Origin of the sequence: Streptomyces lucensis JCM 4490, from assembly GCF_014650035.1 — a bacterium.
GTDB classification, from domain to species: Bacteria; Actinomycetota; Actinomycetes; order Streptomycetales; family Streptomycetaceae; genus Streptomyces; species Streptomyces lucensis.
Map to the genome: position 1 here is coordinate 71,942 of NZ_BMUE01000016.1, position 17,028 is coordinate 88,969.

At 72.0% G+C, this 17,028-nt stretch carries 18 protein-coding genes; 11 read left to right on the top strand and 7 right to left on the bottom strand.

Going from position 1 to position 17,028, the window contains the following annotated elements; translation table 11 throughout:
- Window positions 1–24 precede the first annotated feature (24 nt).
- Window positions 25–798, bottom strand: coding sequence for an IclR family transcriptional regulator (locus tag IE177_RS28730; RefSeq protein ID WP_190018377.1), 774 nt, complete (start codon window positions 796–798; stop codon window positions 25–27).
- Between the two features lie 154 nt (window positions 799–952).
- On the opposite strand from IE177_RS28730, the gene IE177_RS28735 reads away from it, so the two are divergent.
- From IE177_RS28735 to IE177_RS28755, 5 genes are all read left to right on the top strand, one after another.
- A complete protein-coding gene (locus IE177_RS28735) occupies window positions 953–2,482 on the top strand; it encodes an aldehyde dehydrogenase (NADP(+)) (protein WP_190018378.1) in 1,530 nt (509 codons plus the stop codon).
- A 9-nt stretch (window positions 2,483–2,491) separates the two neighbouring features.
- The gene (locus IE177_RS28740) at window positions 2,492–3,100 is read left to right on the top strand and encodes a DUF1349 domain-containing protein (RefSeq protein ID WP_190018379.1); all 609 of its coding nucleotides are present in this window, start codon (window positions 2,492–2,494) and stop codon (window positions 3,098–3,100) included.
- Between the two features lie 81 nt (window positions 3,101–3,181).
- Window positions 3,182–3,685, top strand: a complete 504-nt coding sequence (locus IE177_RS28745) for a GNAT family N-acetyltransferase (protein WP_190018380.1) — start codon at window positions 3,182–3,184, stop codon at window positions 3,683–3,685.
- Window positions 3,686–3,760: 75 nt separating this feature from the next.
- A complete protein-coding gene (locus IE177_RS28750; protein WP_190018381.1) occupies window positions 3,761–4,489 on the top strand; it encodes a DsbA family oxidoreductase in 729 nt (242 codons plus the stop codon).
- A 95-nt stretch (window positions 4,490–4,584) separates the two neighbouring features.
- A complete protein-coding gene (locus IE177_RS28755; RefSeq protein WP_190018382.1) occupies window positions 4,585–5,646 on the top strand; it encodes an aminotransferase class V-fold PLP-dependent enzyme in 1,062 nt (353 codons plus the stop codon).
- A 65-nt stretch (window positions 5,647–5,711) separates the two neighbouring features.
- On the opposite strand, the gene thpD is transcribed toward IE177_RS28755, so the two are convergent.
- The 5 genes from thpD to IE177_RS28780 form a co-directional block, all read right to left on the bottom strand.
- Window positions 5,712–6,608, bottom strand: coding sequence for an ectoine hydroxylase (gene thpD / locus IE177_RS28760; RefSeq protein ID WP_190018383.1), 897 nt, complete (start codon window positions 6,606–6,608; stop codon window positions 5,712–5,714).
- Between the two features lie 6 nt (window positions 6,609–6,614).
- Complete coding sequence (locus tag IE177_RS28765) at window positions 6,615–7,019, bottom strand: ectoine synthase (RefSeq protein WP_190018384.1); 405 nt, start codon at window positions 7,017–7,019, stop codon at window positions 6,615–6,617.
- Window positions 7,020–7,068: 49 nt separating this feature from the next.
- Entirely contained in the window at window positions 7,069–8,340 is a 1,272-nt protein-coding gene (gene ectB / locus IE177_RS28770; protein ID WP_190018385.1) for a diaminobutyrate--2-oxoglutarate transaminase, read from the bottom strand.
- 66 nt (window positions 8,341–8,406) lie between these two features.
- Window positions 8,407–8,913 (bottom strand): diaminobutyrate acetyltransferase, encoded by a 507-nt coding sequence (ectA, locus tag IE177_RS28775; RefSeq protein ID WP_190018386.1) that lies wholly within the window; start codon window positions 8,911–8,913, stop codon window positions 8,407–8,409.
- A gap of 336 nt (window positions 8,914–9,249) precedes the next feature.
- Complete coding sequence (locus tag IE177_RS28780) at window positions 9,250–10,350, bottom strand: pyridoxal-phosphate-dependent aminotransferase family protein (protein ID WP_190018387.1); 1,101 nt, start codon at window positions 10,348–10,350, stop codon at window positions 9,250–9,252.
- A 164-nt stretch (window positions 10,351–10,514) separates the two neighbouring features.
- Here IE177_RS28780 and IE177_RS28785 point away from each other — a divergent pair, with 164 nt between their 5' ends.
- The 5 genes from IE177_RS28785 to IE177_RS28805 all read left to right on the top strand — a co-directional run bounded on the left by IE177_RS28785 (window position 10,515) and on the right by IE177_RS28805 (window position 15,143).
- Window positions 10,515–11,366, top strand: coding sequence for a transporter substrate-binding domain-containing protein (locus IE177_RS28785; protein WP_190018388.1), 852 nt, complete (start codon window positions 10,515–10,517; stop codon window positions 11,364–11,366).
- A complete protein-coding gene (locus IE177_RS28790; protein ID WP_190018389.1) occupies window positions 11,363–12,196 on the top strand; it encodes an amino acid ABC transporter permease in 834 nt (277 codons plus the stop codon). The genes IE177_RS28785 and IE177_RS28790 overlap by 4 nt, the downstream gene beginning before the upstream one ends.
- On the top strand, window positions 12,193–12,987 hold the full coding sequence (locus tag IE177_RS28795) for an amino acid ABC transporter ATP-binding protein (protein WP_190018390.1): 795 nt from the start codon (window positions 12,193–12,195) through the stop codon (window positions 12,985–12,987). The genes IE177_RS28790 and IE177_RS28795 overlap by 4 nt, the downstream gene beginning before the upstream one ends.
- A gap of 18 nt (window positions 12,988–13,005) precedes the next feature.
- The gene (locus tag IE177_RS28800; protein ID WP_190018391.1) at window positions 13,006–14,097 is read left to right on the top strand and encodes an amidohydrolase family protein; all 1,092 of its coding nucleotides are present in this window, start codon (window positions 13,006–13,008) and stop codon (window positions 14,095–14,097) included.
- 134 nt (window positions 14,098–14,231) lie between these two features.
- On the top strand, window positions 14,232–15,143 hold the full coding sequence (locus tag IE177_RS28805) for an SCO1860 family LAETG-anchored protein (RefSeq protein WP_190018392.1): 912 nt from the start codon (window positions 14,232–14,234) through the stop codon (window positions 15,141–15,143).
- A 327-nt stretch (window positions 15,144–15,470) separates the two neighbouring features.
- Here the strand turns inward: IE177_RS28805 and IE177_RS28810 are convergent, their stop codons facing one another.
- Window positions 15,471–16,064 carry an NADPH-dependent FMN reductase gene (locus IE177_RS28810; protein WP_190018393.1) on the bottom strand — a complete coding sequence of 198 codons (594 nt, stop codon included), beginning with the start codon at window positions 16,062–16,064 and terminating at the stop codon, window positions 15,471–15,473.
- 113 nt (window positions 16,065–16,177) lie between these two features.
- On the opposite strand from IE177_RS28810, the gene IE177_RS28815 reads away from it, so the two are divergent.
- Window positions 16,178–17,011 carry a helix-turn-helix domain-containing protein gene (locus IE177_RS28815; RefSeq protein ID WP_190018394.1) on the top strand — a complete coding sequence of 278 codons (834 nt, stop codon included), beginning with the start codon at window positions 16,178–16,180 and terminating at the stop codon, window positions 17,009–17,011.
- The last annotated feature ends 17 nt before the right edge of the window (window positions 17,012–17,028 follow it).

The window sequence follows — 17,028 nt, forward strand, 5'->3', positions numbered from 1 at the left end:
CGGGACCCGCCCGGCCGTCCGCGGTCAGAGCCTGCGTGTCGCCAGCGTCAGCCGGTCCCGGGCGTCGAACAGCGCGTCCTTGATCAACTGCTCGTGGGCGGGGGTCAGCCGCGCCACCGGCACCGAGCAGCTGATGGCGTCGCGCGCGGGCGTGCGGTACGGGATCGCCACGCCGAAGCAGCGCAGGCCCAGCGTGTTCTCCTCGCGGTCGACGGCGAAGCCCTGCTCCCGGACCTGGTGCAGTTCCTCGATCAGCTTCTCGCGGTCGGTGAGCGTGTGCCCGGTGAGCGCGGGCAGCGTCTCCGGCAGCAGCTTGCGCACCTGTTCGTCGGAGTACGTGGCGAGGATCGCCTTGCCGAGGGACGTGGAGTGGGCGGGCAGCCGGCGCCCGACGCGGGTGAAGGGGCGCAGGTAGTGCTGGGACTGGCGGGTGGCCAGGTAGACGACGTTGGTGCCGTCGAGGCGGGCCAGGTGGATGGTCTCCGTCGTGTCGTCGGAGAGCCGGTCGAGGGTCGGCCGGGCGGCGGCCACCACCTCGTCGCCGTCGATGTACGACGTGCCCACGAGGAGCGCCCGCACCCCGATGCCGTAGCGCGTGCCCGTCGCGTCCGTCTCCACCCAGCCCAGCTCCACCAGGGTGCGCAGCAGCATGTACAGGCTGGACTTGGGATACCCCACGGCCTCCTGGACCGCCGCGAGGGAGTGCATACCGGGCCGGCCGGCGAAGTACTCCAGCAGTTCCACGGTCCGCACCGCGGACTTGACCTGCGCCCCGCCGCCTGTGTCGCCTGCCGTCATCGCCCTTGACCCCTTCGTTCGACGAGGACCTGGATATCGAGCACCCAGATATATAGTCTCCGAGCAGCAGTTCATCATCAGAGACGGCGTTCAGTATATCGAACACGGTCGATGGGTGACCGAGACAGTGCGGCCTTACTGGGAGGGACCCGCGGTGGCAGCAACACCAGTCTGGAGTGTCGACCCGCGCACCGGGAAGCGGCGTGAAGAGGTCGCGGTGGAAGCCACGGCCGAGGAGGTGGACGCGGCGGTACGGGCCGCCCACGCCGCCCGCGGCGCACTCGCCGACCGCGCGGTCCGTTCGGCGTTCCTGCGCTCGGCCGCCGCGGGCCTGGAAGCGGCCGGGAACGGGCTGATCGAGACCGCCGACGCCGAGACCGCCCTCGGCCCGGTCCGGCTGACCGGAGAACTCGCCCGCACGGCCTACCAGCTGCGCGCCTTCGCGGACATCGTCGAGGAGGGCGCCTTCCTCGACGTCATCATCAACCACCCCGACGACACCGCCACCCCGCCCGTCCCGGACCTGCGGCGCTACAAGGTGCCGCTCGGCGTCGTCGCCGTCTACTCCGCCTCCAACTTCCCCTTCGCCTTCTCCGTCGCCGGCGGTGACACCGCGAGCGCGCTCGCCGCGGGCTGCCCCGTCGTCGTCAAGGCCCATCCCGACCACCCGGCGCTGTCCGAGCTGGTCGCCAAGGTGCTGCGCCGGGCCGCCGCCGGACACGGCATCCCCGAGGGCGTCGTCGGCCTCGTGCACGGCTTCGACGCGGGCGTCGAGCTGATCCGGCATCCGCTGGTCGCCGCCGCCGGCTTCACCGGTTCCGTACGGGGCGGCCGTGCCCTCTTCGACGCGGCCGCCGCGCGTCCGGTGCCCATCCCGTTCCACGGCGAGCTGGGCTCCCTGAACCCGGTCCTGGTCACCGAGGCGGCCGCGGCCGAGCGGGCCGAGGCCATCGGCGCCGGGCTCGCCGGGTCCATGACGCTCGGCACCGGCCAGTTCTGCGTGAAGCCGGGGCTGGTGCTGGTGCCGTCCGGCGCGGCCGGCGACGGCCTGGTCAAGTCGCTCACGGACGCCGTCAGCGACACGGACGCGGGCGTGCTGCTCGACCACCGGATGCGGGAGGCCTTCGTCGCCGGGGTCGCCGAGCGCGCCGGACTCGAGGACGTTCGGACCCCGGTGACCCCCGGCGCGGGCGGCGAGCACACCGTCAGCGCGGGCTTCCTGACCGTCCCGGCGAGCAGGCTGGCGCGGGAGGGGGCCTACGACCTGCTCCTGGAGGAGTGCTTCGGCCCGGTCACCGTGGTGGCCCGCTACGAGGACGGCAGCGAGGCGAGCGCGGTCCTGTCCCGGCTGCCCGGCAACCTGACGGCCACCGTGCACCTGTCCGCCGAGGAGGCGGCGGGCGAGGGCCGCGGCGCCGAGATCCTGGCGGAACTGACCCCGCTCGCCGGCCGCGTCCTAGTGAACGGCTGGCCGACGGGTGTCGCGGTCGCCCCGGCCCAGCACCACGGCGGCCCCTACCCCGCGACGACCTCGACGTCCACGTCCGTGGGCGGCACGGCCATCGAGCGGTGGCTGCGGCCGGTCACCTACCAGAACGCCCCCGAGGCCCTGCTGCCCAGGGAACTGCGGGACGGCAACCCCCTCGGCCTTCCCCGGCGGTTCAACGGGGTGCTGGAGCGGTAGCGTCGTCCGATGGACATACGACTTCCCGAACTCCCCTTCCCCCTGCGGACCTACGGCCCCGACGGTCACTGGTCCCACGAGGACGGCGTGCTCACCGGCTGGGCCGGGCCCCGGCAGGACCGGTTCGTGCCGCCCACCGGGGAGGCGCTGGACAGCGCCTGCGACGCGCCCCGGCTGCTGGGGGCTCCCGAGGGGGACTTCCAGCTGATCGCCCGGGTGACCGTGGGGTTCGGGGCGGCCTTCGACGCCGGGGTCCTCTACGTCCACGTCGGCGACCGAGCGTGGGCCAAGCTCTGCCTGGAGTACTCCCCGGACGTGCCCACCGTCTGCACGGTGGTCACCCGGGGACACTCCGACGACGTCAACTCGTTCACAGTGCAGGGCAGTTCGGTCTGGCTGCGGGTCAGCCGGACCGGCCGGGCCTTCGCCTTCCACGCCTCCCGGGACGGCGAGCGATGGACCTTCGTCCGGCTCTTCACCCTCGGCGGGGAGAAGGAGACGGGAGCCGCGCTGGTCGGGTTCATGACGCAGTCCCCGCTCGGGGAGGGATGCGTGGTCACGTACGACCACATCGAGTTCAGGGCCGCCTGGCCGAGCGACCTGAGGGACGGGAGCTGAGCCGCCTCGCGACGACGGCCGTGCGCCGCGCGCGGACCGGCCGGACGGAACCGGGGCGGCCGCCGTCACGTCCTCCGTTGCATGATCAGTGAACGCGTGACCGGCGCCCTGGTGATCCGCACCGCCCTGCCCGCCGAAGCCGAGGCCATCGCCGATCTGCACCTGCGGGCCCGCTCGACGTACTACCCGGACGGCGTCCCGCAGTCCGACGTCGACTGGCGCGAGGCCTGGCTGGGCTCCATCGAGCGCCCCGACGGCCACGTCCTGTGCGCCGTCGAGCGCGGCCGGATCGTCGGCATCGCCTCCTTCCGCGCCCCGGACGGCGCGGCCGCGCACACGGTGAAGCTGTTCCAGTTCCACGTCGACCCGGGCCGCTGGCGCGCCGGTATCGGCACGGCCCTGCACGCGGCCTGCGTGGAGCAGTGGCGGGCGGACGGCGAGCGGACGGCCGTGCTCGACGTGCACGTGGACAACCGGCGGGCCCAGGCCTTCTACGCCCGCCAGGGCTGGATCCCCGACCCGGACAACCCGCCCGCCGAGGACGACCACCACCTCTTCCTGCGTTTCGCCGTGCCCGGGGAATGAACCCGGCTGTTTGAACGTTCACGTACCGGCGCGGGGAGAGTCCCGGCGCCCGTACGACCCGAAGAGAGCCCGTACATGCGCGTCGAGATCTGGAGCGACATCGCCTGCCCCTGGTGCTACGTGGGCAAGGCCCGCTTCGAGAAGGCGCTCGCCGCCTTCCCGCACCGCGACGACGTGGAGGTGGTGCACCGGTCCTTCGAACTGGACCCGGGCCGAGCCAAGGGCGACGTCCAGCCGGTGATCACCATGCTCACCCGGAAGTACGGCATGAGCGAGGCACAGGCCCGGGCCGGCGAGGACAACCTGGGCGCCCAGGCCGCGGCCGAGGGGCTGGACTACCGCACCCGGGACCGCGACCACGGCAACACCTTCGACATGCACCGCCTGCTGCACCTCGCCAAGGAGCACGGCAGGCAGGACGAGCTGATCCAGATCCTGTACCGGGCGAACTTCGCCGAGGAGCGGTCCGTGTTCACCGAGGGCGACGAACGCCTGGTGGAGCTGGCCGTCGAGGCCGGGCTGGATGCCGCCACCGTGCGCAAGGTGCTCGCCGACCCGGACGCCTACGCCGACGACGTGCGCGCCGACGAGCGCGAGGCCGCCGCCCTCGGGGCGAGCGGCGTGCCCTTCTTCGTCCTCGACCGCGCCTACGGCGTATCCGGCGCCCAGCCCGCCGAGGTCTTCACCCGGGCACTGAGCCAGGCCTGGGGTGAGCGGTCCCCGCTGCGGCTGGTCGGCGAGGAGGACCCGGGCGACGGGACGGTCTGTGGCCCGGACGGGTGCACGGTCCCGCAGCGGGGATGAAACCGCAGGCCGGCGCGGACGTATAAGGATCGCTAAGCGGATCCACGTAAAAATCCGCAATGGACGGGGGTCCCGGGGGACCGCAGAGTGGACCCATGGAGACCACGGAGACGTTCGAGAGCCTCGTCCGCGCCGAGTTCACCCCGAAGAGCATCTACCTCAACACCGCGAGCAACGGCCTGCTGCCCGCCCGCACCGTCGCCGCCCTCCACGAGGCGGCGCTGCTGCGGGCCGAGGGCCGGCCGGCCACGCCGCTGTACGAGGACGTGGAGGCCAGCCGGGCCGCCTACGCCCGGCTCGCCGGCGTCCCGGACACCCGGGTGGCCGCGGGCGCCTCGGTCGCCGCGCACACCGGCGTGATCGCCGCATCGCTGCCCGCGGGCGCCGAAGTCCTCACCGCGGAGGGCGACTTCACCTCCGTGCTCAACGCCTTCCACGTGCGCGGCGACCTCAAGGTCCGCACGGTGCCGCTGGAGCGGATCGCCGAGTCCGTCCGGCCCGGCACCGCGCTCGTCGCGGTCAGCGCCGCCCAGTCCGCCGACGGACGCGTCGCCGACCTCGCCGCCCTGCGCGAGGCCGCCCGCACCCACGGGGCGCGCACCTACGTCGACTTCTCCCAGGCCGCGGGCTGGCTGCCGATGGACGCCGGCGCCTACGACTTCACCGCCAGCGTCTCCTTCAAGTGGCTGCTCGGCCCGCACGGCGCCGCCTTCCTCACCGTCCCCGAGGACTTCGGCGGACTCACGCCGGTGCTCGCGGGCTGGGTCGCGGGGGAGAGGCCGTGGGACAGCTGCTACGGCCCGGTCATGGAACTCGCCCGCTCCGCCCGGCGGTTCGACCTCACCCACGCCCTGTTCACCTACGCGGGCCTGCGCCGTTCCCTCGCCCTCGTCGAGGAACTGGGGGTGGCGGCGATCCACGCCCACGACGTGGCCCTCGCCGACCGGTTCCGGGAGGGCCTCGCCGCCCTCGGCCACGAGCCCGTGCCCGCTACCGGCTCGGCGATCGTCTCGGTGCCCGGACTCGGCGTCCGGCAGCCCGGACTCAGCGAGGCGGGCATCGAGGTCTCCGACCGCGCCGGCAACCTGCGCGCGGCCTTCCACCTCTACAACACGGCGGCGGACGTGGACCGGCTGCTGGAGGCGCTGTCCGGCTGACGGCACGACCGGGCCGGGACCCCCCGTCCCACACGAGGGGGTCCCGGCCCGGTGGCCCTGCGGGGTCACCGCACGGGGGTGAAGTCCCGTGCCCCGATGAACTCCGGCCGGCGCACCGGCGCCGCGAACGGCTCCACCGCCGTGTTCTCCACGCTGTTGAACACGATGAAGACGTTGCTGCGCGGGAACGGCGTGATGTTGTCGCCCGAGCCGTGCATGCAGTTGCAGTCGAACCAGGTCGCCGAACCGGCCCGGCCGGTGAACAGGCGGATGCCGTGCTCGGCCGCCAGCTCGGTCAGCGCCTCGTCGGAGGGCGTGCCCGCGTCCTGCATCTGCAGGGACTTCTTGTAGTTGTCCTCGGGCGTGGCCCCGGCGCAGCCCAGGAACGTGCGGTGCGAACCCGGCATGATCATCAGGCCGCCGTTGGTGTCGAAGTTCTCGGTCAGGGCGATCGAGACGGACACCGTGCGCATGTGGGGCAGGCCGTCCTCGGCGTGCCAGGTCTCGAAGTCCGAGTGCCAGTAGAAGCCGCTGGCGCCGAAGCCCGGCTTGACGTTGATCCGGGACTGGTGGACGTACACGTCCGAGCCGAGGATCTGCCGGGCCCGGCCGACCACCCGCTCGTCGCGCACCAGCCTCGCGAACACCTCGCTGATGCGGTGCACCTCGAAGACCGAGCGGATCTCCTTGGACTTCGGCTCGACGATGGAGCGCTCGTCGGCGCGGATCGCCGGGTCGGTCACCAGCCGGTCCAGCTCACGCCGGTAGACCTCGACCTCGTCGGGGGTGATCAGCTGGTCGACGGCGAGGAAGCCGTCGCGCTCGAAGGCCTGCAGATCGGCGGTCGGGATCGGGCCCGGCGTGTCCGGGGAGCCCCAGACGACCGGGTCCTGGCGCGGGACGGTCACCTCGCTCGTGCCGCGGGTGGGGTACAGATCGGTGACAGTGGTCGTGGCGGTCACTGGCCGTCACACCTCCTCGGGCTCGGTGAGCAGCGGGTAGACGCCGTTCTCGTCGTGGTCCTCCCGTCCGGTCACCGGCGGGTTGAACACGCAGATGCAGTGGAAGTCCTCCTTGACGCGCAGCGTGTGCCGCTCGTGCCCGTTCAGGAGGTACATGGTGCCGGGAGTGATCGTGTAGGTCTTCCCGGTCTCGCGGTCGGTGAGTTCGGCCTCGCCCCGGGTGCAGACGACGGCCTCGATGTGGTTCGCGTACCACATGTGCGTCTCGGTGCCGGCGTACAGGATGGTCTCGTGCACGGAGAAGCCGACCCGCTCCTTGGCGAGGACGATCCGCTTGCTCTCCCAGGTGCCGGACTTGCTCTTGACGTGCCGGTCGGTGCCTTCGATGTCCTTGAACGATCGGACGATCACGGTGCTGTACTTCCTCCTGTCGTACGGACTGCGGAACGAGAAGAGCGGGTCAGACGGTCTCGCGGACGGCGCGCGCGAGGACGCTCAGCCCCTCGTCCAGCTCCTCGGGGGTGATGGTGAGGGCGGGCAGCAGCTTGACGACCTCGCCCTCCGGACCGGACGTCTCGATGAGCAGGCCGAGTTCGAAGGCGCGCCGGGCGACCCGCGAGGCCCGGTCCTTGTCGTGGAACTCCAGGCCCCACACCAGCCCGCGCCCGCGGTACTCCTTGACGTCGGCGAGGTTCTCCTCGGTGATGGAGATCAGCGCCTGCTCGACCTGCTCGCCGCGGGTGCGGGTCTGCTTCTCCATGGCCGACCCGTCCGTCCAGTAGGTCTCCAGGGCGGCGGTGGCCGTGACGAACGCCGGGTTGTTGCCGCGGAAGGTGCCGTTGTGCTCGCCGGGCTCCCAGACGTCCAGCTCGGGCTTGAACAGGCACAGCGACATCGGCAGCCCGTAGCCGCTGATCGACTTGGAGACGGTGACGATGTCGGGCACGATCCCCGCCTCCTCGAAGGAGAAGAAGGCGCCGGTGCGGCCGCAGCCCATCTGGATGTCGTCGACGATCAGCAGCATGTCCTGCCGTTCGCACAGCTCCTTGAGAGCGCGCAGCCACTCGGGGCGGGCGACGTTGATGCCGCCCTCGCCCTGCACGGTCTCCACGATCACGGCGGCCGGCTTGTTGAGGCCGGAACCCTGGTCCTCCAGCAGCCGCTCGAACCACAGGAAGTCCGGGACCCGGCCGTCGAAGTAGTTGTCGAACGGCATCGGCGTGCCGTGCACCAGGGGTATGCCGGCGCCGGCCCGCTTGAAGGCGTTGCCGGTCACGGCGAGGGAGCCCAGGGACATCCCGTGGAAGGCGTTCGTGAACGACACGATCGCCTCGCGGCCCTTGACCTTCCGGGCGAGCTTCAGCGCCGACTCGACGGCGTTGGTGCCCGTCGGCCCCGGGAACATGACCTTGTACGGCAGGTCGCGCTGGCGCAGCACCAGGTTCTCGAAGGTCTGCAGGAAGGCGCGCTTGGCCGTGGTCGACATGTCCAGGCCGTGGGTGACCCCGTCCCGGGACAGGTAGTCGATCAGCGCCCGTTTCAGTACGGGGTTGTTGTGGCCGTAGTTGAGTGAGCCGGCGCCGGCGAAGAAGTCGAGGTACGCGTGTCCGTCCTCGTCGTACATCCGGCTGCCCTGCGCGCGGTCGAAGACGGTGGGCCAGCCGCGGCAGTAGCTGCGCACCTCGGACTCGAGGGTCTCGAAGACGCTGAGGTCGGGCTGGGTGATGGTCACGGTGAATCGCTCCTCGTGGGGGGAAGTCGGTGGACGGGCCGTACGGGTGTGCCGCGGTGCGCGCGGTCAGCGGGCCAGCGGGCCGATGCGGTAGAGGACCTCGGGGTCGTGCGGGCCGTCCGGGAACAGGTCCGCGGAGAACAGCACCTCACGCTCGACCCGGGCCCCGTGCCGGGCGGCGAACGAGGTGAACAGGCGCTCGGAGGCCGTGTTGCCGGGGGTGATGGTCGTCTCGACGTCGGTGATGCCGCGTTCGGCGGTGAGCCGCGCGGTCAGCCCGTCCAGCAGCGCCGCGGCGATGCCGTGGCCGCGGTGGGCGGAGTCCACGGCGACCTGCCAGACGAGCAGGGTGCGGGGGCGGTCGGGCCGCACGTAGCCGGTGACGAAGCCGACCGGCTCACCGTCCGCGCCGCGCGCCACCGCCGAGGTGCCGGCGAAGTCCCGGCACCACAGCAGATAGCTGTACGAAGAGTTCAGGTCGAGGGTTTTCGAGTCCCTGGCGAGACGCCAGAGCGCGGCGCCGTCGGTCGTCGCCGGTCGGTCGACAAGCAGGTCTGCGGGTGCGGCAGTCATGCGGCACGAATTTAGCGAGGCGAATTAGAAAATGCACGGGCGGCGTCTCTGCGCCACACAGAGGCTGGTCCGATATAGCCGGATTGACCTGCATCAAAACAGGACAAAAGTGCAGTCTTGTGGAATGGATCACAGCCTGGGAGTCGCCGTAAATGTGCCGGAAATCTCCCCCGTTTAGCTTCGCAAAAAGCGGGCAGAAGAAGACGGGAAGCTATCGTCCGAAGAATCGGCGGGAATTGTGAAAGTAAATTGAATTCACGCTCGGTTGTTTTCGCCGATTCGTTCACGTGGAATGTCGGCCGCCCTCGGCGGTCACCTGCCGGGGGCGGCCCGCCGCTACCGCCAGGCGTCGTTCACGGCGCGCTCGGCCGCCGCGGGATCCACCGTCAGACCCTTCCCGGCGAGCGCGGCGCCCAGGGCCGCCAGGGACGCCCGGACCGCGTCCGGCGTCGCGTCGGGTCCGTAGTGATTGACCCGGATCATCTCCTCGGCCAGTGCGCCCCCGCCCGCGGCCAGCGGCAGTGCCGGGTCGCTCTCCAGGGCCCGGGCCACCAGCTCCGCGGCCACCAGGTCCGACGGCACCCGCAACGTCGTGGCCACCGGCGCGGCGTCCGCCGCCTCGCGCACATAGGGCTCCAGGCCCCCGCCCAGCGCCACCGCACCCGCCCGCGCGGCCCGTGCGGCGTTGCGGTGCCGGGCCATCACCGCGTCCAGGCCCGCCGACTCGATCCGCTCCAGGCACGCCTGGAGCGCCAGCATCTCCAGCTGTGCGGGGGCGTGCGGCAGCACCTTGCGGCCGGCGTCGGTCCAGCGCTCCTTCCAGTCGAGCAGGGAGAGGTACGAGCGGCGCGGCGCGTTCGGGTTCGCCGCCATCCGGGCCCAGGCCCGCTCGCTCACCGAGATCGCCGACACGCCAGCCGGGCCGCCCATCGCCTTCTGGGCCCCGATCACGCACAGGTCCACACCCCACGCGTCGGGCAGCACAGGCTCCGCGCCCACGGAGGCGACCGCGTCCAGATAGAACAGCGCGCCGTGCTCCCGCACCACCTCGCCGATCTCCGCGACCGGGTTGGTGTTGCCGGTCGCCGCCTCCGCGTGCACCAGCGACACGAAGTCGATCTCCGGGTGCTCGGCGAAGGCCTCCCGGATCCGCCCGGCGCTCACCGCCGAGTGGAAGGGGGCGGAGAGGTCGTGCACGGCCGCGCCGCAGTCGCGCAGCCAGTCGCCGAAGGTCTGCCCGTACGGTCCGGTGATCACGTTCAGGGCCACCGTGCCGGGACCGGCCGCCGAGCGGATCGCGCCCTCCAGCGGCAGCAGCGCCTCGCCCTGGGTGATCAGGACGTCCTGCCGGGTACCCAGCAGCCGGGCCACGCCGTCCTCGATGGCGGCGAAGCGCTCGGCACTCAGCGGCGGCAGGTCCAGGAAGGGGTGGTTCACGGCGGTGCTCTCCTCTTTCGCTGAGGTCGTGGAAGCCCTCTGGGTGAGGGGTCGACTCCCTCGATCTTAGGTCGGAGCGCCCCGCAGCCCTTGGTTTGGTTTGAGAGGCCCAAACCTTTCCTTATAATCGGAACCCATAGTTCCCCCCACAGGAGATTTCCCCCATGACAACGCTCCTCGGGCGCCGGACCCGCCTCCTGGCTGCCACCACCGCGACCGCCGGGCTCGTGCTCGTGGCCGCCGGCTGCTCCTCGGACGACAACGGGGGGAGCGGCAAGACCACCGTCAAAGGCGTCCACCTCGCCAAGGCCGGCCGGCTGACCACCTGCACCCACCTGCCGTACCCGCCGTTCCAGTCGGAGATCGACGGCAAGGTGCAGGGCTTCGACGTCTCCCTCATCGACCTCGTCGCCAAGGACCTCGGCGTCGAGCAGCACATCCTCGACACCCCGTTCGAGAACTTCAAGACCGGCGCCTTCCTCAACTCCGGCGAGTGCGACCTGGCCGCCGCAGGCATGACGATCACCGCCGAGCGCAAGAAGAACGTCGACTTCTCCGACCCGTACTTCGAGGCCACCCAGGCCGTCCTCGTCGACAAGGGCAGCGGCGTGGGCTCCCTCGCGGACGTCAAGGCCAAGGGCAAGAAGCTGGGCGCCCAGGCGCAGACCACCGGCGAGGACTACGTCAAGGGCAAGGGCTACGACCCCATCTCCTTCGAGTCCTCCGACGCCGTCCTCAACGGCCTGCGCACCGGCCAGGTCCAGGCCGTCGTCATCGACTACCCGGTCGTCCAGGGCTGGCTCAAGGACAAGGCGAACGCGGACAGGTTCAAGGTCGTCGACAACCTCAAGACCGGTGAGCAGTACGGCTTCACCGTGAAGAAGGGCAACACGGCGCTGCGCGAGGCCATCGACAAGGCGCTCAAGGAGGCCAAGGCCGACGGCACGTACAAGAAGATCTACGAGAAGTGGATCGGCCCGTACAACGCCACCGTCGCCTCGCCGGCGGCCTCATGACCGACACGGACGCGAAGCTCCAGCCGAAGAAGAAGGGGCTGACCCGGCGGCAGAAGCGCACCCTGTCCAGGGGTGTGCAGTACGCCGTCTTCCTCGCCGCCGTGATCGCGTTCGCGGTCACGGCCGACTGGGACCGGCTGCAGAACCAGTTCGCCCAGGCCGACATCGCCAAGCAGATGTTCCCGGACGTCATCACGCTGGCGCTGAAGAACACCGTGCTCTACACGGTGTCCGGCTTCGTCGTCGGGCTCGTCCTCGGCATGGTCGTCGCGCTGATGCGGCTGTCCTCCGTGGGCCCGTACCGCTGGCTGGCCGGCGTCTACATCGAGATCTTCCGCGGCCTGCCCGCCCTGCTGATCTTCATCTTCGTCGGCGTCGCCGTGCCCCTCGCCTTCCCCGGCACGGAGATCCCGGGCGGGACGTACGGCAAGGTCGCCATCGCGCTCGGCCTGGTCTCGGCCGCCTACATGGCGGAGACCATCCGCGCCGGCATCCAGGCCGTGCCCAAGGGGCAGATGGAGGCGGCCCGGTCGCTCGGCTTCTCGCCCGCGAAGGCCATGGTCTCCATCATCGTCCCGCAGGCCTTCCGGATCATCCTGCCGCCGCTCACCAACGAACTCGTCCTGCTCTTCAAGGACTCCTCGCTGGTGCTGTTCCTCGGCGTCACCCTGGAGGAGCGGGAACTGTCCAAGTACGGCCGCGACCTGGCCAGTACGACCGCCAACTCCACGCCCATCCTGGTCGCGGGTCTGTGCTACCTGCTGGTCACCGTCCCGCTCAGCTTCGTCGTCCGCCGCATGGAGTCCAAGTCGCAGGAGGCGATCCGGTGAGCCGTCCGGAGATCGAGGTCCGTGGACTGCACAAGTCCTTCGGCGCCAACGAGGTGCTGCGCGGCATCGACCTGGAGATCGGCCAGGGCGAGGTCGTCTGTGTCATCGGCCCCTCCGGCTCCGGCAAGTCCACGCTGCTGCGCTGCGTGAACCTGCTGGAGGAGCCCAGCGGGGGACAGGTCTTCGTCGGCGGCACCGAGGTCACCGACGAGGACGTCGACATCGACGCCGTGCGCCGCCGCATCGGCATGGTCTTCCAGCAGTTCAACCTCTTCCCGCACCTGAGCGTCACCGAGAACCTCACCCTGCCGCAGCGCCGGGTCCTCGGGCGGGACAAGGCGGCCGCGGCGCGGATCGCCGCGGAGAACCTCGCCCGGGTCGGTCTCACGGAGAAGGCCGGCGCCTACCCGTCCTCGCTCTCCGGAGGCCAGCAGCAGCGCGTGGCCATCGCCCGCGCCCTCGCCATGGGGCCCGAGGTGATGCTCTTCGACGAGCCGACCTCCGCACTCGACCCCGAACTGGTCGGGGACGTCCTCGCCGTGATGCGCGGGCTCGCGCAGGAGGGCATGACGATGATGGTCGTCACGCACGAGATGACCTTCGCGCGCGAGGTCGCCGACCGGGTCGTCTTCATGGACGGCGGCGTGATCGTCGAGGAGGGCCGGCCCGGACAGGTCATCGGCGCGCCCCGGCACGAGCGCACCCGGCACTTCCTGTCCCGCCTGCTCGACCCGGCGATGGCCGAGGTCGAGGAAGAGACCTCCGACCAGGTGGGCAAGGGCGACGCGTAGGCCGTTAGGGTGCCTGGCATGAGCGATGGCGCGGTGCTGCACGTGAAGGGCCGGGTCCTGGCGGGGCCCGAGGACGTCCGTGACGAGCTGTGGGTGATCGGCGGGCGGATCTCCTACGACCGCCCCGCCGGCGCCCGCGACGTCACCACCGTCGAGGGCTGGGCACTGCCCGGCCTGGTCGACGCGCACTGCCACGTCGGCCTCGACGCGCACGGCCCGGTCGACCCCGAGACCGCCGAGAAGCAGGCGCTCACCGACCGGGAGGCCGGCACCCTGCTGATCCGGGACGCGGGCTCGCCCTCCGACACCCGCTGGATCGACGACCGCGCGGACCTCCCGAAGATCATCCGGGCCGGCCGGCACATCGCCCGAACCCGCCGCTACATCCGCAACTACGCGTGGGAGATCGAACCGGAGGACCTGGTCGCCTACGTCGCCCAGGAGGCCCGGCGCGGCGACGGCTGGGTCAAGCTGGTCGGCGACTGGATCGACCGCGGCGCCGGCGACCTGGCCCCCTGCTGGCCCCGCGACGCCGCCGCGGCGGCCATCGCCGAGGCCCACCGCCTCGGCGCCCGCGTCACCGCCCACTGCTTCGCCGAGAGTTCCCTGCGCGACCTCGTCGAGGCGGGCATCGACTGCGTCGAGCACGCGACCGGCCTGACCGAGGACCTGATCCCGCTGTTCGCCGAACGGGGCGTCGCGATCGTCCCGACCCTGGTCAACATCGCCACCTTCCCGCGCCTCGCCGACGGCGGCGAGAGCCGTTACCCCCGCTGGTCCGCCCATATGCGGCGGCTGCACGAGCGGCGCTACGACACCGTGCGCGCCGCCTACGACGCCGGCATCCCCGTCTACGTCGGCACGGACGCCGGCGGCTCGCTGGCCCACGGCCTGGTGGCGGCGGAGGTGGCGGAACTGGTCACCGCCGGCATCCCGCCCGTGCGGGCCCTGTCGGCGACGAGCTGGGGCGCCCGCGCCTGGCTCGGCAGGCCCGGCCTGGAGGAGGGCGCGCCGGCCGACCTCGTGGTGTACGGGGCCGACCCCCGCGCGGACGTACGGGTGCTGGCGGCGCCGCGACGGGTGGTGCTCAACGGCATCGTCGTCGAGTAGATGTGCCCGCGATTCGAATCACCGTGCGGAATTTCCACGTTTGAGTGAAGTACCCCCGGATTGCTGACTGTTCACCCATATCGCGTACAAGGTTGACGGGTCCCAAGCAAGTCCCGTCTGGGGGTCCCACCGCCTTGAACAGCAACAACTTCCGTATGCCCGCGCGCCGTCTCGCAGCCGTCGCGACGGTCACCGCCCTCACCGCGGCGCCCGCGGTCCTGGGCGCGGGCGCCGCGCACGCGTCCATCGGCCACGGTCGCGCCTCCGCCGTCGTCCTGCGCACCGGGCTCGACGTGTCCCTGCTCAGCAAGACCGTCCACGTACCGCTCGCGGTCTCCCTCAACGAGGTCCAGGCGCCGCAGAGCGCCGACCGGACGACGCTGACCGCCCGGCTCGACGGTGTGGCCGGCGGCAAGCCGTTCACCGTGGCCCGTGCCGACGTGGCCCGGTCCCGGGCCACGGTCACCGCCCGGCGCGCCGAGGGCTCGGTCCGGCTCGTGCACGCCAAGGTGCACGTCCCCGGCCTGCCGCTGCTGTCGCTGATCGAGGTCGACACGGTGACCGCCAAGGCGACGTGCGAGGCCGGCAAGGCGCCGGTCGCCTCCGCGAACGTCCTCGGCGCCGTCACCGTCCTCGGCAAGCGCGTCACCCTGACCGCGGGCGGGCCCGCCGAGGTGAAGGTGCCCGGCGTCGGGAAGGTCCGCCTCGACCTCTCGCAGCGCCGGACCACCACCCGCACGGCCGCCGCGACGGCCCTCCGACTCAAGGTGTCCGTCAACCCGTTGAAGCTCAACGTGGCCGACGTCGAGGGCACCGTCACCCTGGCCAGGGCCACCTGCGAGTCCCCGGCGGCCCCGCACGGCAAGCACTCGGCGCCGAGCCAGGACCCGGCGGGCGACGTCCGTCCCCAGGGCGCCCCGGGCGACGAGGCCAACCTCGCGGAGACCGGAGGCAGTTCCGCGACCCCGTACATCGCGGGCGGCGCGCTGGCCCTGCTGCTGGCGGGCGGGGGAGCGGTGGTGGTGGCCCGGCGCCGCAGGAGCTGACGCCGCGACCGCGATCTCGGTCCGGCAGCGCCGCCCTGTCCCCGGGCCGGCGTTGCCGGGCGGTGGTGGCGCCACGCCGTGAGCACTGACCTCTGATCCGCGGTGATCGGGCCCGCCTCGCCGGGCGGCGGCCGGCGTTTCCCGTCCCCGGGCCGCCGGCCGCTCCCCGTCCCGCCGTTCCCGTCCGGTCCCCGCCCGGTCCGCGGTCCGGCCGTCTCCGTCCGGTCCCCGCCCGGTCCGCGGTCCGGCCGTTCCCGTCCGGTCCCCGCCCGGTCCGCGGTCCGGCCGTCCCCGTCCGGCCCCTGCCCGGTCTGGTCCGTCCGCTCGTCACCCCGGGTACGGGGCCGCCTCCCGGCCCGCCCGGAGGGTGGCCGACCACCAGGCGAGCTGGTCGAGAAGGGTCTTGGCATAGACGGGCGCGTCACCGTCGACCGGCTCGCCGTCCTGCCACGCGGTGAAGTAGTTCGGGAAGGCCAGACCGTCCCGGATGGTCACCGCATGCAGCTCGGTCAGCACGTTCTCCAGGTGCAGCACGGCGTGCCGTCCGCCCGCCGCGCCGCCGTAGCTGACGAAGGCGACCGGCTTGGCCGTCCACTGGGTGAAGTGCCAGTCGATGGCCGCCTTCAGCGAGGCGGGGTAACTGTGGTTGTACTCGGGCGTGACGACGACGAACGCGTCGGCCCACTCCAGGGCGGAGGTCAGCCGCGCCATACCGGCCGGACGCGGGTAGTCGTCACCGGCGGACTTCGGTGAGGCCGCGGGCAGCGCCAACGGGATGTCGATCCCGGCGAGATCGACGACGTCCACCTCGAACCCTCCGTGCAGCCGCGCCTGTTCGGCCACCCACGAGCCCACGACCGGACCGAACCGGCCTTCCCGGACGCTTCCGACGATGATCAGCAACTTCTGCTCGTTCTCCATGTCCACCACCTTCGGCCGGCGCGCGTCACGCAACCAGGCCGGGGTCAGGCTGGCCCCCGCAGGGCCACCCTGAGCACTGCGCACCCGAGGGACCCGCGGCCTATCCTCGCCGCATGGGGACACCACTGGGGGACTTCGTCCGGGCCAAGCGCGACAGCATCCAGCCGGAGGCACTGGGCCTGCCGGAGCGCGGGCGCCGCCGCTCACCGGGCCTGCGCCGCCTCGACCTGGCCGCACGGGCCGGCATCAGCGTCGAGTACCTCACCCGCATCGAGCAGGGCCGCGACCGCAACCCGTCGGTGGCCGTGGTGAACGCCCTCGCCGACGCGCTCAGTCTCGCCCCCGCCGAACGCAATCACCTGCGCTACCTCGCGAAGATCACCGGAGGCGAGTGCACCGCGCACAAGCGGCCGGCCCCGCCCCGGCGCGAGGTGCGCCCCTCCGTGCTGTGCACGCTCCGCCTGCTGGAGCCGGGGATCGCCGTCGTGACGAACCGGCTCGGCGACATCCTCGCGCACACCAGCGGCTACGAGACCCTGACCAGCGGAACCGGACTCCTCGACGGCGACGCCCCGAACCTCACGAGGTACGTCTTCACCGATCCCCGTGCGCGCGCCTACTTCGTCGATTGGGACGCCGTCGCCGACGAGCAGGCCTTCGACCTGTGGCTCGGGCCGTCCATCGAGAACGCCGAGTGGTTCACCGCCGAACTCGCCCCCGAGGCCGGCCCCGACTTCACGCGCCGCCTGAACCGCCATGTGGTCCCGCAGCGGGGCGTGCTCCGGCTCAACCACCCGGCGGGCCCCGAGCTCCGCCTGGTCCGCGAGCTGCTGGACGTCCCGGGGGACGCCCAGCAGCTCATCGTCTTCCTCCCGGTCGACGACGCGACGGCCGAGGCCCTCGCCGCGCTCGCCGACCACCCGAGGGGCCGGCTCCGCGTGGTCTAGGGGACTGCCGTAACGGG

Excerpts from the sequence above, each read along its gene's own strand:
- IE177_RS28730 (WP_190018377.1), bottom strand. The coding sequence starts at position 798 with ATGACGGCAGGCGACACAGGCGGCGGGGCGCAGGTCAAGTCCGCGGTG.
- IE177_RS28740 (WP_190018379.1), top strand. The coding sequence starts at position 2,492 with ATGGACATACGACTTCCCGAACTCCCCTTCCCCCTGCGGACCTACGGC.
- IE177_RS28745 (WP_190018380.1), top strand. The coding sequence starts at position 3,182 with ATGATCAGTGAACGCGTGACCGGCGCCCTGGTGATCCGCACCGCCCTG.
- IE177_RS28750 (WP_190018381.1), top strand. The coding sequence starts at position 3,761 with ATGCGCGTCGAGATCTGGAGCGACATCGCCTGCCCCTGGTGCTACGTG.
- IE177_RS28755 (WP_190018382.1), top strand. The coding sequence starts at position 4,585 with ATGGAGACCACGGAGACGTTCGAGAGCCTCGTCCGCGCCGAGTTCACC.
- ectA (WP_190018386.1), bottom strand. The coding sequence starts at position 8,913 with ATGACTGCCGCACCCGCAGACCTGCTTGTCGACCGACCGGCGACGACC.
- IE177_RS28785 (WP_190018388.1), top strand. The coding sequence starts at position 10,515 with ATGACAACGCTCCTCGGGCGCCGGACCCGCCTCCTGGCTGCCACCACC.
- IE177_RS28790 (WP_190018389.1), top strand. The coding sequence starts at position 11,363 with ATGACCGACACGGACGCGAAGCTCCAGCCGAAGAAGAAGGGGCTGACC.
- IE177_RS28800 (WP_190018391.1), top strand. The coding sequence starts at position 13,006 with ATGAGCGATGGCGCGGTGCTGCACGTGAAGGGCCGGGTCCTGGCGGGG.
- IE177_RS28810 (WP_190018393.1), bottom strand. The coding sequence starts at position 16,064 with ATGGAGAACGAGCAGAAGTTGCTGATCATCGTCGGAAGCGTCCGGGAA.
- IE177_RS28815 (WP_190018394.1), top strand. The coding sequence starts at position 16,178 with ATGGGGACACCACTGGGGGACTTCGTCCGGGCCAAGCGCGACAGCATC.